General features: G+C 48.7%; 13 protein-coding genes and 1 riboswitch. Of the genes, 6 read left to right on the plus strand and 7 right to left on the minus strand.

Going from position 1 to position 14,851, the window contains the following annotated elements:
* The first annotated feature begins 6 nt into the window (after positions 1–6).
* Genes trpD through trpA form a run of 5 tightly spaced genes read left to right on the plus strand, consistent with a single transcriptional unit; the run spans position 7 to position 4,328 of the window.
* Complete coding sequence (gene trpD, locus U719_RS04740; RefSeq protein ID WP_023467601.1) at positions 7–1,023, plus strand: anthranilate phosphoribosyltransferase; 1,017 nt, start codon at positions 7–9, stop codon at positions 1,021–1,023.
* On the plus strand, positions 1,020–1,787 hold the full coding sequence (gene trpC, locus U719_RS04745; RefSeq protein WP_041255028.1) for an indole-3-glycerol phosphate synthase TrpC: 768 nt from the start codon (positions 1,020–1,022) through the stop codon (positions 1,785–1,787). Before trpD ends, trpC begins: the two co-directional genes overlap by 4 nt.
* Entirely contained in the window at positions 1,784–2,353 is a 570-nt protein-coding gene (locus U719_RS04750; RefSeq protein WP_041255030.1) for a phosphoribosylanthranilate isomerase, read from the plus strand. Before trpC ends, U719_RS04750 begins: the two co-directional genes overlap by 4 nt.
* Positions 2,350–3,546 carry a tryptophan synthase subunit beta gene (gene trpB / locus U719_RS04755; RefSeq protein ID WP_023467602.1) on the plus strand — a complete coding sequence of 399 codons (1,197 nt, stop codon included), beginning with the start codon at positions 2,350–2,352 and terminating at the stop codon, positions 3,544–3,546. The genes U719_RS04750 and trpB overlap by 4 nt, the downstream gene beginning before the upstream one ends.
* Positions 3,546–4,328 carry a tryptophan synthase subunit alpha gene (gene trpA, locus U719_RS04760; RefSeq protein WP_023467603.1) on the plus strand — a complete coding sequence of 261 codons (783 nt, stop codon included), beginning with the start codon at positions 3,546–3,548 and terminating at the stop codon, positions 4,326–4,328. Before trpB ends, trpA begins: the two co-directional genes overlap by 1 nt.
* 264 nt (positions 4,329–4,592) lie before the next feature.
* Here trpA and U719_RS16410 read toward each other — a convergent pair whose 3' ends face one another.
* From U719_RS16410 to U719_RS04795, 7 genes are all read right to left on the minus strand, one after another.
* On the minus strand, positions 4,593–5,063 hold the full coding sequence (locus U719_RS16410) for a GNAT family N-acetyltransferase (RefSeq protein WP_023467604.1): 471 nt from the start codon (positions 5,061–5,063) through the stop codon (positions 4,593–4,595).
* 16 nt (positions 5,064–5,079) lie between these two features.
* The gene (locus tag U719_RS04770; protein ID WP_023467605.1) at positions 5,080–7,053 is read right to left on the minus strand and encodes a penicillin-binding transpeptidase domain-containing protein; all 1,974 of its coding nucleotides are present in this window, start codon (positions 7,051–7,053) and stop codon (positions 5,080–5,082) included.
* 116 nt (positions 7,054–7,169) lie between these two features.
* Positions 7,170–7,886: a M23 family metallopeptidase gene (locus tag U719_RS04775; RefSeq protein WP_023467606.1), complete on the minus strand. Its 717-nt coding sequence runs from the start codon at positions 7,884–7,886 to the stop codon at positions 7,170–7,172.
* Positions 7,887–8,131: 245 nt separating this feature from the next.
* Positions 8,132–9,025, minus strand: a complete 894-nt coding sequence (locus U719_RS04780) for a diacylglycerol kinase family protein (protein ID WP_023467607.1) — start codon at positions 9,023–9,025, stop codon at positions 8,132–8,134.
* A 137-nt stretch (positions 9,026–9,162) separates the two neighbouring features.
* Complete coding sequence (locus U719_RS04785; protein ID WP_023467608.1) at positions 9,163–10,626, minus strand: sodium:alanine symporter family protein; 1,464 nt, start codon at positions 10,624–10,626, stop codon at positions 9,163–9,165.
* A gap of 195 nt (positions 10,627–10,821) precedes the next feature.
* Positions 10,822–12,618: a ribosomal protection-like ABC-F family protein gene (gene abc-f, locus U719_RS04790; RefSeq protein WP_235147626.1), complete on the minus strand. Its 1,797-nt coding sequence runs from the start codon at positions 12,616–12,618 to the stop codon at positions 10,822–10,824.
* 279 nt (positions 12,619–12,897) lie between these two features.
* Complete coding sequence (locus U719_RS04795) at positions 12,898–13,779, minus strand: DUF1002 domain-containing protein (RefSeq protein WP_023467610.1); 882 nt, start codon at positions 13,777–13,779, stop codon at positions 12,898–12,900.
* Positions 13,780–13,972: 193 nt separating this feature from the next.
* A riboswitch (TPP riboswitch) is annotated at positions 13,973–14,079 on the plus strand.
* Positions 14,080–14,153: 74 nt separating this feature from the next.
* Here U719_RS04795 and tenA point away from each other — a divergent pair.
* The gene (tenA, locus tag U719_RS04800) at positions 14,154–14,849 is read left to right on the plus strand and encodes a thiaminase II (protein ID WP_023467611.1); all 696 of its coding nucleotides are present in this window, start codon (positions 14,154–14,156) and stop codon (positions 14,847–14,849) included.
* Positions 14,850–14,851 lie beyond the last annotated feature (2 nt).

Here is a 14,851-nt window from a genome sequence, read left to right on the forward strand (position 1 = left end):
CGAACGATGAAAGAGACGTTATTGAAACTAGCAGAAGCGAAACATTTACGATACGAAGAGATGCAACAGGCAGCACGCGAACTGTTTGCGGAAGACGTGACCGATAGCGAAATTGCCGCTTTTCTCGTCGCATTGAAAGCAAAAGGGGAGACTGCAGAAGAACTAGCCGGTCTCGCTTCGATCATGCGCGAGGTCGCCCTCGACATTCCAGTCACCGGCGATTTCATGGATAACTGCGGCACGGGAGGCGACGGCTCACAATCGTTCAACATCAGTACGACAGCCGCCTTCGTTCTAGCCGGTGCCGGCATGAAAGTCGCAAAGCACGGAAATCGGAGTGTCTCAAGTAAAACAGGCAGCGCTGATGTGCTCGAAGCACTCGGGGTTTCACTTGATACGACACCAGAGCGTTTAGCAGAACAGCTCGAGTCGAACGGAATCGCCTTCTTGTTTGCGCAACGGATGCACCCACGCGTCAAGCAAATCATGAAGGTCCGACGCGATCTGCGGATTCCAACGATCTTTAACTTGATCGGACCGTTGACGAATCCGGTCCCGCTCAAGACACAACTATTAGGAATTTACCGGGAGGATATGCTTGAGACGATGGCGTTGACATTGCACCGACTCGGGCGGAAGCGAGCAATCGTCTTACATGGTGCGAATGGAATGGATGAAGCATCCCTTGCCGGAACGAACCAACTCGTCTTACTCGACGAAGGTGAGCTGATCCGCTTCAGTCTTCACCCGGAGGAAGTCGGACTGAAGACCGCACCGCTTGAAGCAATTCGCGGAGGTAGTGCACAAGAGAATGCGGCGATTTTACTCCGTGTTCTTGGTGGAGAGCATGGTGCTTATCGCGACACGGTTCTACTCAATGCGGGAATTGCTCTCTTTGCAGCAAATCGGGCGAAAACGATCGAAGAAGGGATCGCCTTAGCAGCAGATAGCATCGACTCAGGACGGGCGATGGAACGATTGAATCAATTACGACAAATGACACGGGAGGAAGCAATCGGATGAATATCTTAGATCGCATCATCGAAACGAAACGGACAGAAGTCCTGCAATTAAAATTAACTGGTGTCGAACGGATTGATCGGGAGGCATTGAAGCCGTCGATTAAGCAACGACTAGCCGGAGCGGATTTATCCGTCATCGCGGAAATTAAACGAGCTTCGCCATCAAAAGGGGCCATCGCACTCGACGTCGACGTCATCGCTCAGGCCAAACAATATGAAGCGAGTGGGGCGACTGTCATCTCTGTCTTGACGGACGAGACGTACTTCAAAGGATCGATGGACGATTTAGCGGCAGTCGCTGCAGCAGTCGACATCCCGGTGCTTTGTAAGGATTTCATGATTGATCGGATTCAAATTGACCGGGCAAAAGCACATGGGGCACGGTTGATTCTCCTGATCGTCGCCGCTCTCGAGCAGGAGACGCTTGCTGACTTGTATGCATATGCTTACGCGGAAGGACTTGAGGTCTTAGTCGAAGTCCATGACGAAGAGGAGTTACGCCGGGCAGAGGCGATCGGTGCGCAAATCATTGGCATCAACAACCGGAACTTGAAAAAGTTCGAAGTCGATTTACAGACATCGGTCGGATTACTCGAACAAAAACAACCGGACGTCCGGTATATCAGCGAGAGTGGCATCAAGACAGTCGAGGAAGCACAGCGATTACACGCTGCCGGTGCAGACGGGATCCTCGTAGGTGAGACGTTGATGCGGGCAGACGATCCACAAGTCTTCATTCGAGAAGTGAGTGGCGTTCGCGTATGACACGGATTAAGTTCTGTGGTCTCCGGGAAAGAGAACATGTCGAAGCGGCAGTTCGCTTAGCGGACTACATCGGCTTCGTCTTTGCTAAAAGCAAACGACAGGTCACGCTAGAAGAGGCGGCGCGTCTTAGACGCGACATTCCGAGTACGGTCCAGGTCGTCGGTGTCTTCGTCTCCCCGACCTATCAGCAGGTGACCGACGCCGTCGAGCAAGTCGCGCTAGATCTCGTCCAAATTCATGGTGTCATTCCGGACGGAGAGATACCAGTTCCCGTCATTCAAGCGATTCCGGTAACGAACATCGCAGAAATAGAGCAACAGACGGAGTATTTGCTCGTCGACGCACCGGTTGCTGGAAGTGGCGAGACATTCGACTGGTCACGAGACATTCAAGCCGATCGTCCACTATTCATTGCCGGTGGCTTGACAGCAGGAAACGTCGGAGAAGCAATCAAACGATATCACCCGTTCGCCGTCGATGTCTCAAGTGGCATCGAGACGGATGGACGGAAAGATCCCATCAAAATGCAGGCATTCGCAGATGCCGTAAAGGAGAGAGAAGTATGAGCTACGCACAACCAGATACACTCGGACAATACGGTAAATACGGAGGACGCTACATCCCGGAAACATTGATGCACGCGGTGATCGAACTCGAAGAAGCTTACGCAACGGTAAAAGAAGATCCAGCGTTTCAAGCGCGAATGGACGAGTTATTGAAAGAATACGTCGGACGTGAAACACCACTTTATTTTGCCGAACATTTGACGCAAACGATCGGTGGCGCAAAGATCTACTTGAAACGAGAAGACTTGAACCATACTGGTGCCCATAAAATCAACAATACGATCGGTCAAGCGTTATTGGCTGAACGGATGGGGAAACGAAAAATCGTTGCTGAGACAGGGGCAGGACAACACGGTGTCGCGACTGCGACGGTCTGTGCCTTACTCGATCTCGAGTGTGTCATCTTCATGGGAGAAGAGGACGTCCGTCGTCAAGAGTTGAACGTCTTCCGGATGGAGTTACTTGGAGCAACCGTCATCCCGGTCACACAAGGCAGTCGGACACTTAAAGATGCCGTCAATGAAGCACTCCGTTACTGGGTCAAACATGTCGAAGACACGCATTACTTGATGGGTTCTGTTCTCGGACCCCACCCATTCCCGCAACTCGTCCGTGATTTCCAAGCGGTCATCGGAAAAGAGACACGACGTCAAATCATCGAAAAAGAGGGGCGTCTGCCAGAGGCGATCGTCGCTTGTGTCGGCGGCGGTAGTAATGCGATCGGGATGTTCCATCCGTTCATCGATGATACAGATGTAAAATTGTACGGAATCGAAGCAGCGGGCAGCGGAATCGACACAGAAAAACACGCAGCGACGATGACAAAAGGAGAGGTCGGTGTCTTGCACGGCTCGATGATGTATCTCTTACAGGATGCCCATGGTCAAGTACAAGAAGCGCACTCGATCTCAGCTGGACTGGATTATCCGGGTGTCGGACCGGAGCATAGCTTGCTAAAAGATATCGGTCGCGTCCAATATGAAGCGGTGACCGATGAACAAGCACTCGAAGCACTTCAGCTGTTGAGCCGCAAGGAGGGAATCATCCCGGCACTTGAGTCGGCACACGCCATTGCCTATGCGACACAACTCGCTGCAGAGATGGACAAGGAAGAAATTCTCGTCATCTGCTTATCAGGACGGGGCGATAAAGACGTCGTCACTGTCAGAAACGCACTAAAGGGGGAAGCGTGATGCGATTAGAAACAGCCATTCGTACCGTTACGAGCAAAGGGGAGAAAGCCTTCATTCCGTACGTCATGGGGGGAGATGGAGGAATCAATCAACTCCCGGAAATCCTGTCGTTTCTCGCTGAATCCGGAGCGACAGCGATTGAAGTCGGTGTTCCGTTTTCGGATCCTGTCGCTGACGGTCCAGTCATTCAAGAAGCGGGACTCCGGGCACTAGAAGCGAACGTTGGACTGAAGGATGTCCTCGAGGCAGTTCGCGTTGCTCGTCAGACCGTCGATGTTCCGGTCGTCTTGATGACGTACTTAAATCCGATTTTCCGCTACGGATTAACGGCGTTTCTAGCGACATGTCGCGAAGTCGGGGTCGACGGACTGATTATTCCTGATTTGCCGCTTGAGCAGAGCGAACAGTTCTTCGAACAAGAAGATAAGTCGGACATCGCGCTCGTTCAACTCGTCTCCTTGACGAGTCCGATGGAGAGAATCCAAAAGATTGCCGATAAAAGTGAAGGATTCCTCTATGCGGTCACGGTCAACGGAACGACAGGCGGACAGACGACGTTTGATACTGCGCTCGAAGACCACTTAGCGAACGTTGCAGCAAACAGTCCAGTACCTGTACTTGCCGGGTTCGGGATTAGTACACCGGAACATGTCAAACAACTGAGCCGCCCAGTCTCGGGGGTCATCGTCGGCAGTAAAATCGTCGATTTACTGCATCAGAACGATCGAGAAACAATTCAACAGTTGATGGCAGCACGTCTTGCGGCGACGCCGTCGCATTAATAAAAAGGAGCTGACTCAAAAGTCAGTCTCTACAAAGATAAGGGTGGCAGAATGATGATTTGCCACCCTTATCTCGTAACAAAAAGAATGACGCGTCACACACCACTCTTACAGGAACAGGCGCATTTATGCGCTGTTAGAGACGAACAAGACCCGCTTTTCTGCTTGAATGAAGCAGGAAAGATGGCTTGTGTCTCGCCTGAGGAAAGGGTGTGAAAAGACGCGTCATTCTTTTTTTGAGTCAGCTTCTTTTTCATATAGATGTCACTGTTGAACGAGCGACTTCTGCAAGTTGGTATACAGTGGTTCGAATCCGAGTTCCTCATAAAACGTTGCGGCACGGTCGTTGACCGCCCAGACGTTCAATCGAACCGCAGCAACACCTCGCTCGAGCGCGAGTTCTTCTGCCGCCTGCATCAACTGGCGACCAATTCCGGATGAACGATGGGAAGCGTTGACACCGACGTCAGTGATGTTCAAGATCCGGACAGGCGTGAATCGATTGGCTGCTGGCGCTGTCCACTTACCAAACAAGTAACCGGTGATGTCGTCTCCGTTGAGTGCCGTCAGACAGAGGTGTTGTTCTGAATCGAGCATTTGTCCTAATGACTCGAGCGTGTATGGCGTCAAAACATCCGGATGAAAATGAGACGATAACCGCTTATGATGCTCGAACGTCTCTGCCGTCAGTGCAAGCAGGGCAGGGAGGTCTGAAGTACGGCTCGTGCGGATCATCAAGCAATCACTCCGATCATCGATTTTGTTTGAGTACTTCGGCGACAAGTCCCGATACATACGGACTACCACGATCTTCTTTTTCGACCGATTCAATCATGATGGCAACGAGAAGATCTTTTTTGTCGTTATCGAAACCGACGAAGAAGCCATTCTCTTTTCCATCGGTTTCGCCTGCCTTTTTCAATTCTGCCGTACCGGTCTTACCGGCAACATCGACTTCCTTGATGTCAGCTGGGAGCGTATAACCGTTATGGACGACGTCATAAAGATCATCGCGAATCATCTTCGCGTCTTTTGCATCCAGCAGATCCTTTTTAAAGACTTGCTTCGTTTTTTCCTCTTGTAAAAGGGTCGGACGATAGATTGTTCCATCTGTCAGGAAAATTTCATACATCGACGCTAGATGTAGAATGTTCGTCAGCATCTGTCCTTGTCCGTAGGACGTATCCATCAGCTGTCCATCTGAAGCGATCGTCCCGTCGTTTGAGATTTGAGAAGCGCGTAACGGATACGCAAACGGTAGCTTCTCTCCGTAGCCGAGGGCTTCAAGTCCAGACGTGAACGCCTTCGTTCCGACCTGTTCGAGTGTGGAGCGGGCGAAATAGATGTTATCTGAATAAACGAGCGCATTGTGCAGATTCACAGGTGCTGGCGTCTCGTGAATCCGCGTGACGTTAAAACCATCGATCTTATTTTTCAGTCCATTGATCGTATAGGCTTTTTCCGGGTCGAGTGTTCCACTCTTTAAGCCAACGGCGGCCGTCAGGGGTTTTTGGGTCGAACCGGGTGCGAAAGCACTCGTGAATCGGTTCAACAATGGTTGATCCGGATCCTGCGTCAGTTCATCGAGTCGCGCTTGCGAGATCCCTGACATGAATTCAGAAGGATCAAAGCCCGGGGAGCTGAGTAAGACACGTGTCTCACCAGTCCGCGGATCGATTGCCGATGCCGTTCCTGGATCCTCTTTCATCGTGTCATACGTCTTTTTCTGAAGCGTAGCATCAATCGTCAACGGGATATCCTCACCATCGGACGGTTTCGTTTCAGCGACGGTGACGCTTGATCCGTCTTTCTTTTGTAGAATGATCGAAGCTCCGGCTTTACCGCGTAACCGATCATCAAGGACTTGTTCGAGACCCCGTTTCCCGACCTGTTCGCCAGCTTGGATTTTATTTTTTGATTCTTTAATCTCGTCTGCTGTCGCTGAACCGATATAACCGATCAAGTGTGAAGCGGCCTTCCCGAGCGGATATGTTCGGACTTCCGTCTCTTTGACGCTGATACCTGGAATGTCACGCAATTTCGCAACCGTTGCTTCGTCGGTCAGTGTTTTGAGCGGAACGAATTGTCCGTCCTTGACCCAACTTGCTTTTAAGGAATCTTCGACCGATGAGGTCGGGCGATCGAGCAACTCGGCAACTTGGTCGACATCTTTAAGTTGTCCTGCAGTTGCGCCGACAGCATATCCTTTACCAGAGGTCGCGAGCGGTTTATTGTTCGCGTCGAGTAAATCACCACGTTTGCCTTCTACGGTTTCTAACTGAACCTTGTCTTCTTTCTTAAAGTCTTTTAGAACAAACGAAGAGTCCCAGTCAATGAACCAGTTTTCTGTTTCTCCTTGTTTCTCGAATGTTAACGGGACTTGTTTATCATAAGCAACGGCTCCTGCCACCGTATCAAAGGAGATCCGCACGGGAAGGGACGCTTTTTCGTCATCCGTTGCTTCCTTTACTTTCTTCCGTTCGACGGATAACTTTTTGATATCAAGCGTTTTCGACAACTGTTTCGTCCGTTCGATGAATTCTTTTTTGCCGTATTCCTTTTTAGTAGCCGTACTCGCGTACGTATACATCTTATCGTAATCTTGTTTCTCCCAAAGTTTGATGTAGGCATCAAGCCGTTCTTCAGGTGTCGGCTGATCTTGACAACCGGCAAGCAGTGTCACGCCGAAAGATGCTGATAGAATCAGGGGAATGGTTCGTTTCATGTGATTGTCCTCCTATATGGATGAGAGCCTTGAATATACCGTACCACTCCTGTCAGGAGATTTCATCTGAAACAAAAAACCGGACTTCTCACGGGGAGAAGTCCGGTGAATCAAGCTTAGTTGAAGTAATTGAGTGGATTAACGCTGTTGGCAGCAGAAGTTCCGCTGTAGACGTATGGACCACGATGCATTTCGAAGTGGAGATGCGCACCGAATGCGTTACCTGTTGCACCAATCGTACCGATTTTCGATCCTTTAGCAATCGTCTGTCCGACTGAGACAGAGCGACTGTTTAGGTGTGCATATACCGTCGTGTACTGGATGCCGTTGACGGTATGTGTCATCATGACATGATTTCCGTATGCGCCGTAATAACGGGATGTGATGACTTTACCGGCAGCTGATGCATAGACAGGTGTGCCTGTTGGAGCACCAATATCGATACCGTTATGGAACGTGTAACCGTAAACGCCACTTGCAGCACCATACCCTTGCGTGATTGGACCACTTGCTGGACGCGAAAAACCAGTCGTTGCTTTTGACGAAGTCGTTGTGCTGTATTTTTTTACATATGTAGAAGAAACATAGCGTGAGGCGCCGCCGTACGAAATTTTCGTCCATGAACCGGAAACACCGAGATAATTGAATGTCTGTCCTGTATTGACGCTACCGACGATTTTATAAGCCGTTGATGGGCCAGTACGGACACGAAGTCCGTCTGCTGTGACCTTTACCTTATATGTCGTTGCAGCTTCAACTTTCGAAGCACTCGTTGTTGCAAAACCTGAAACTACCAAAGCTGTCATTGTCATTGTTGTAAGTAAACGTTTCATTGAGTGTATTTCCTCCTTAAAAATCTGAAGCGACAGAACGGATCATTACAAAATTGTAAGATTTTATGTATATTTATTTATTTTAGGGAATGATTTTTCGCCTGAGATGATTATAGCATCGTCAATAACACAAAAATATTTCAAATGTATTTCAAAATTATGCGTTATTAACATATATTGTAATGGATTAATAAGTAAAAAAGAACTGACGAAGAGTCAGTTCTTTTTTCGATGAACCTATACTGTTATTCAGCAGAAGAGGGTGAAAACACGGTTAAATGTTGCGGGAGCACCTCGACAGTCACAGGAACATGACCTGCTGTGTCCCCATCGGCATTAATCGGCAATTCTTCTTTCGAGCGAATTTCGACACGTGTCGTCGTGAAGTGTTCGATTTGATCGGCTTTTGATAATCCACCCGTGATGAGTTTAGGTAATGCTTGGAGCGCATCAAAGAATCCAAGCTTCGTAATGATGAAGCCATGCAGCAGTCCATCATCGACTTTTGCGTCTTCTGCAAACGATTCGAATCCTCCGACGGAATTCGTCAAGGCGATGATCAACAAGTGTGCTTCTCCATCAAATTGTTTCTCAGCAGAATCAATTTCAATCGGATAGGGACTATGATCCTTGAAGGCTTTTAGACCTTCAATGAAATAAGCGACCGATCCGAGTGACGTTTTTTGTTCGACACTGACCTCCTCAACGGCTTCTGCAATCAGACCAACAGCGATGACGTTCATGAAGTAATGGTCATCATATTTACCGATATCGAGCGGTCGGGCAGGGGCATCAGCTAAAATCTGGATTGCCTCTTCGGGATCCGTCGGGATGTGTAATGCGCGCGATAAGTCATTGACCGTTCCGAGTGGGACGATCCCGAGTGTTGGCCGATGCGGTTGCTCGGCGATTCCGGTGATGACTTCATTGACCGTTCCGTCACCTCCCATGGCGATGACAGCGTCGTAATTAGACTGGGCAGCATGACGCGCGAATTCCGTCGCATCGTGTTCTTTTTCCGTAAACCGAACGTCGACGGTTTCAAAGCGAGTAGCAAGCGTCTCTTCAGCGAGCGTCGCGTGTTTTTTTCCGAGTTCTTTACCAGAAGACGGGTTGATGATCAACATGGCTTGAGACAAGATGAATTCCTCCTTCAGGACAATCTGTTGACTTTTTCCCTGTCCGATGAAAACATAATCCCAATTCTTTTTTACAAATAAAAACACCGAGTAGGCACATGGCTTACTCGGTGTTGAAGTTCGAACTCAGAAGTGATTTATTGTGATGGTGGCACTTCACCAGCCGCAGGACGTGCTTCTTCTTCAACGTCCCAACACTCTGTATTTTCGATCCCGAGTGCTTTTGCTGAGAAGACAGGATCGAGTCCCTGTTTCCGTTGTTCCTGGTAGTCTTTGATGACTTTGAAGGCGATGCCGCTCAAGAGGAGAATCGCCGTCATGTTAATCAATGTCATGCCTGCCATGAAGAGGTCGGCAAAACTCCATACCATACCTAGGCTAAGAACAGATCCGATGAAGACGAAGCCCATTGTCGCAATTCGGAAACCGAAGACAGCTGCTGGACTTTGTTTGATGAACTCGATGTTCGTCTCACCGTAGTAGTAACTACCAACGATCGAACTGAAAGCAAACAAGAAGACACTGAGTGCGATGAATGGTGGAGCAATTGCACCAAATTCTTCGGAGAGCGCGTTTTGCAACATGCCGATTCCTTCGCCATTTCCAGCCGCATAACTATCACTGAGGAGAATGATCGATGCTGTCGCTGTACAGACGATCAATGTATCAAGGAATACACCAAGTGTTTGCAAGAAACCTTGTTTTGCTGGGTGTGAGACTTCAGCAGCAGCAGCGGCGTTCGGAGCAGACCCCATCCCGGCTTCGTTCGAGAACAATCCACGTCTGACACCGAGTGAGATCGCAGCACCGACCGAGCCACCGAATGCTTGCTCAATTCCGAAAGCACTTTTAAAGATCATTGCGAACACACCAGGAAGCTCCGTCAGGTTCGTGACGACGACATAAAGGGCAGCAAGCAAGTAAAGACCTGCCATGATAGGAACGATGATCGCAGAGAATTTCGCGACGCGGTGGACACCACCAAAGATGACGAGTCCCGTCAAGACGACAAGTACAACACCGACGATAGTTGTATTGATACCAAACGCATTGTCAAAGGCAGCAGCAATCGTGTTCGATTGAACCGAGTTGAAGATAAGTCCGAACGTAACGGCAATCAAGATTGCAAAGACAATTCCGAGAGCTCGGTTTTTCAAGCCTTTTTCGATGTAATAGGCAGGACCACCACGGTACGCGTTTGATTTCGTATCGCGTACTTTATAGACTTGAGCCAGTGTACTTTCGATGAGAGCTGTCGCACCACCGAGAAGAGCGACCATCCACATCCAGAAGACGGCACCGGGTCCACCAAGTGTGACGGCAATCGTGACACCGGCAAGGTTACCCGTACCAATCCGTGTCGCAGCTCCGATAAAGAATGACTGGAGAGAAGTGATGCTTTCCCCTTTGTCGTCTGTTGTTTGTTCACTTTTATCGAGCGTGACGCGGAACATCTCTTTTAAGTACGTGAACTGGATAAATTTAGTTCGGATCGTGAAGTAGATCCCACCGCCGATCAATACGGCAACTAGCACATACGCACCTAAAATATTGTTGGCGTAATCGACACTTCCTTGAATGACTTGCTGAATGGCGTTCATGATGGTGTATTCCTCCCAAAGAATAATAAAAGCTATACGCTAAATTATACGAATTTTCTGAAAATAAGCAACAACAAAATAAAATAAAATTTTAAAACTTAATAAGGTTAGCTAAAAAAACATATGATGAAATCTTATGAATGAACGAAAAACTGTCACTCTCGGTATCGAGAGTGACAGTCAAGTAAAGCTGGATCATCCATACTGTAGTAACTGTTCGTATAGGTCATCGAGTTGCTGTTGGATGCTTTTAGAAACGGTATCGGTCGGTTTTTCACGTTTTGCTAATTTCTGTTCAAGCCGCTCGATCTGCACTTCTAACTCGTGTTGTGACAAGCGTTTTGGTTTTTGAGGGGTTACGTGGAGTGAGGAAGACGTAGCGACCTTAGTACGCTTCTGTTGAGCATACGTATACGTACCATGATAACGCGTCAGACCATTTTCGAGCCACAGGATCTGCGGAAAAAGCCGATTCAAGAAATAGCGGTCGTGTGAGACGGCAATCAATGTACCAGAAAAATTCTCGAGTGCTTCTTCGAGTGTCTCTCTTGATTCAATATCGAGATGGTTCGTCGGCTCGTCGAGAATTAATACATTGATCGACGAATGAACGAGGACGGCGAGTTGCAATCGCACACGTTCGCCTCCGCTCAGTGACAAAATGGACCGAAAGACAGTTGGTCCAAAGAACAGGAACCGGGCTAGGATATGGCGGGCTTCCGCTTCTGGAACGGCAATCCGGTCTCTAAACCAGTCGATTAACCGCGCGTCCTCTTCGAAATGGGCATGCTGGGACAGGAAACCGATCCGATTCGATGGTCCACGCGTGAGTGTGCCTGCGTCAGGTGATGATTCGTCAAGCAGCAGTGAGAGCAACGTCGATTTTCCGCTTCCATTCGTTCCGACAATCGCGATCCGATCCTGTGCCATGATCTCGAACGAGACGTCATCAAAAATGTGGCGGGTTCCGTAAGCAAACGAGAGTTCTTCAGCGCGAAAAACGACTTGGCTCGTGTGATCAGTGGAAGAGAAGGAGACATCAGCGGTTTTGGCTTCGAGTTGTGGTCGTTTAATCCGTTCGATCCGCTCGAGTGCTCGTTCCATTGATTTTGCTTTACGGAATAATTTCTCACTCGGTGGAGACGCTTCGTTTGCCCATTGCCGGAGTCGACGAATCGCTTCCTTCATTTTCTTTATTTTTTTCTGTTGCTCTTGGTAGGCGTGGAACTGTTCCATCAAGCGACGTTCACGTTCGACGACGAACGCGCTGTAGTTCCCTATATAGGTTGTCAGTTCACCGTCCTCGAGTTCAACGATCGAGGTGACGACGGCGTCTAAGAAGACCCGGTCGTGAGAGACGAGCAGGATGGTTCCTGTGTAGTCCCGTAAGAACTGCTCCAGCCATTCCACGGCAGCTAAATCAAGATGGTTCGTCGGTTCGTCAAGAATGAGCAGATTTGGCTCCATGAGTAACATGCGACCGAGACAAATCTTCGTCTGTTCACCACCACTCAACTGGTGGAAAGGACGAGTGAGTAACGGACGAAGGTGTAACCCGTTCACCATGCGCTCGATTTTCGAGTCGAGTAGATAGCCATCCTTTTGTTCGAACGCATTCGTCGCTTCCGCATATCGTGCGAGTAACGCATCAAGATTCTCTGGTGCTGTCGCCATCATTTGCTCCAACTGTTGCATCCGAGAACGGATCGCGAGGATGTCTTCAAACGCTGTCCAAAGGACGTCGAGTCCGGTCATCGTCTCACTATAAACAGGAAGTTGTTCCAAATAGCCGATCGTCAAACCGCTCTTTTGATAGATGACACCACCGTCCGGTTGCTCAAGGCGAGCAAGCAAGCGGAGTAATGTCGTCTTGCCACTCCCGTTTCGTCCAATTAGACCGACACGGTCGTGTTCGTTTAAGAAGAGGGAAACATCCGTTAAAATTGTCTCGCCTCCGAATTGTTTGGTTAGGTGTTGAATGTCGCAAATCATCATAGTAAGTCGATCCTTTCGCGCGCATCAAAAAAAGGAGAGCGCAAATAGCACTCTCCATCACGTGTGAAAGATGCGCTTTGCTGTATTTTTCAATCATGAAGTTCTAAAAAAGGGCAGACGGGTGCCTTAGAACGCCATTCCATGAAAAATCGCGCGCAACAGATACAATTGTTCCATCAACCAGTGTTTGCACGCGGCAAAGTCCATCTTTTCACACCACCTTTCGTTTCAGATACATCTAGTTTACTATTTTTTTGTCAGTTACGGAAGTCTGAATTATTTGAACACACCCGCGATTGAACTGAAGAAGTCACTGAGTCCATCAAATAATTTAGCGAAAAATCCTTTCGTTTCTTCTGAAGTTGCGAACGCGTGGATGTCTTGTCCCGCATTTTTCAATCCACTCTCGATTTGTCCCCAGTTGATGTTCGCTTGCTCCATTTGATTGAACAGATTCGTCAGCCGGTCCATTTGTGCGTCAGACAACTGGATATTGTTGTTTTGAATGACTTGGACGATCAGGTTTTCGATTTCGACTTTGGTTTCCGGTTTTTGATTGGCGATCTCAGCCTTGATCTCATTCATCAAGTCAGCCACCTTATCCGTTCCGACCGTTTTTCCAACGTCTGATGTGACTGATAATTCTTGCTGTGCTAGATCCTTGCGTTCGTCACTTAACTTTATCCCGGTTTCAGCGGAAGTTTGATCGTACGCCTTCATTATTCCTGTCAGTGCCGATGTCCCGGTCACCTTGTAAGGGGAAGTAATCGTGATGTCGGCATCTTTGACACCCGCTGTGACGAGAGCGTTGAGATACATATCCTTCGTCACCCATGTGATGTTTTCCGTCGAGACGGAGAGTCCATCTCCTTTTTCCGTCAGTTCGATTTTAGCCGACGAATACATGTTGCCGCCTTTTTGCGACTGTGGGATGTTTTTCCCGAGATATTTTTCCTCGTCAGCAGAAGTGGCGATGATCGGTGTGATCCCTTCCGGTGCATTGAGACGTGAAAGCACCCATGCTTTATCTTTTGCGCCGAGCGACTCCCCGAGTGTGACGATCGTCTTATCGACGACTTGTTCGGCGGATGCGGCTGTTGGGAGTAATAAAGCAGAAGCGATAACGGCTGATGCCATGATTTTTGTTGGTGTATGCATAATGAAATCCTCCAATTGTAAGTAACAGAATGAATTATAGTATCAGGTACTAAAGTTAGTGTACGAGAACGAAAGAAGTTCGGAATCGGTCTGCAGATGGAGACGATATCCGTCTTCTGACACTCCATAGTATAGCGAAAAGGAGACAACTTGACTTCCGTTTTCAGCATGCTATAGTGAATTTGAATCGAATAATGACCACTAGGGGAGTCGGTAGACCGACTGAGACGAACGAAGACGTTCGGACCCTTTGAACCTGATTAAGTTCGTACTTACGGAGGGAAGTGGCGTCAAGTCTTGTTCTTCTTGCGCCATGCCCGTGTGTTTCGGGGTGGTGTTTTTTCGTTTCATAACTAAACGAGGAGGATGAGATCATGACATTCACACAAGAAATCAAACAAGCGGCACAAGCGTATTGGGATAGTAGTTTTACGCACCCATTCGTACAAGGAATCGGGGAGGGGACGTTACCGCTCTCGAAATTTCGGCATTACGTCATGCAGGATGCCTATTACTTAAAACACTTTGCGAAGATTCAAGCGAAGGCAGCGTCAAAAGCAGACGACTTCGCGACGATTGCGACACTTGCCGAGCATGCGACTTCGACTTACGAGGCAGAGTTGAGCTTACATCAATCATTTTTTGAGCCGCTCGGTATTACGGCAGCAGATCTTGAAGCATTTGAACCGGCACCGACAGCATATGCGTATGTCTCGCACATGCATCATGCGAGTGAAGGAACGCTCGGTGAGACGATTGCTGCCATCTTGCCATGTTACTGGTTGTATTATGAAGTCGGGCAACAATTACTAACGTGTACACCGGAAGAAAAAATCTATCAGCAATGGATCGACACGTATAGCTCGGAATGGTTTGAAAAGGTCGTCTTTGAACAGATTGCACGGCTTGATGCGCTGGCGGAGCAAGCGAGCCAGACGGAACGCGAGCGGATGAAACGTCATTTCGTGACGAGTTGTTACTATGAGTTACTCTTCTGGCACATGGGGTGGACGGAAGAGACGTTCACGTCGGTCTACGAAACGATTCCAGCTCGCCCGGTATCTTCTTAAAC

It is taken from the genome of Exiguobacterium sp. MH3 (assembly GCF_000496635.1).
GTDB classification, from domain to species: Bacteria; Bacillota; Bacilli; order Exiguobacteriales; family Exiguobacteriaceae; genus Exiguobacterium_A; species Exiguobacterium_A indicum.

Excerpts from the sequence above, each read along its gene's own strand:
- U719_RS04750 (WP_041255030.1), top strand. The coding sequence starts at position 1,784 with ATGACACGGATTAAGTTCTGTGGTCTCCGGGAAAGAGAACATGTCGAA.
- U719_RS16410 (WP_023467604.1), bottom strand. The coding sequence starts at position 5,063 with ATGATCCGCACGAGCCGTACTTCAGACCTCCCTGCCCTGCTTGCACTG.
- U719_RS04775 (WP_023467606.1), bottom strand. The coding sequence starts at position 7,886 with ATGAAACGTTTACTTACAACAATGACAATGACAGCTTTGGTAGTTTCA.
- U719_RS04770 (WP_023467605.1), bottom strand. The coding sequence starts at position 7,053 with ATGAAACGAACCATTCCCCTGATTCTATCAGCATCTTTCGGCGTGACA.
- trpD (WP_023467601.1), top strand. The coding sequence starts at position 7 with ATGAAAGAGACGTTATTGAAACTAGCAGAAGCGAAACATTTACGATAC.
- trpB (WP_023467602.1), top strand. The coding sequence starts at position 2,350 with ATGAGCTACGCACAACCAGATACACTCGGACAATACGGTAAATACGGA.
- abc-f (WP_235147626.1), bottom strand. The coding sequence starts at position 12,618 with ATGATTTGCGACATTCAACACCTAACCAAACAATTCGGAGGCGAGACA.
- U719_RS04785 (WP_023467608.1), bottom strand. The coding sequence starts at position 10,626 with ATGAACGCCATTCAGCAAGTCATTCAAGGAAGTGTCGATTACGCCAAC.
- trpC (WP_041255028.1), top strand. The coding sequence starts at position 1,020 with ATGAATATCTTAGATCGCATCATCGAAACGAAACGGACAGAAGTCCTG.
- U719_RS04795 (WP_023467610.1), bottom strand. The coding sequence starts at position 13,779 with ATGCATACACCAACAAAAATCATGGCATCAGCCGTTATCGCTTCTGCT.
- tenA (WP_023467611.1), top strand. The coding sequence starts at position 14,154 with ATGACATTCACACAAGAAATCAAACAAGCGGCACAAGCGTATTGGGAT.
- trpA (WP_023467603.1), top strand. The coding sequence starts at position 3,546 with ATGCGATTAGAAACAGCCATTCGTACCGTTACGAGCAAAGGGGAGAAA.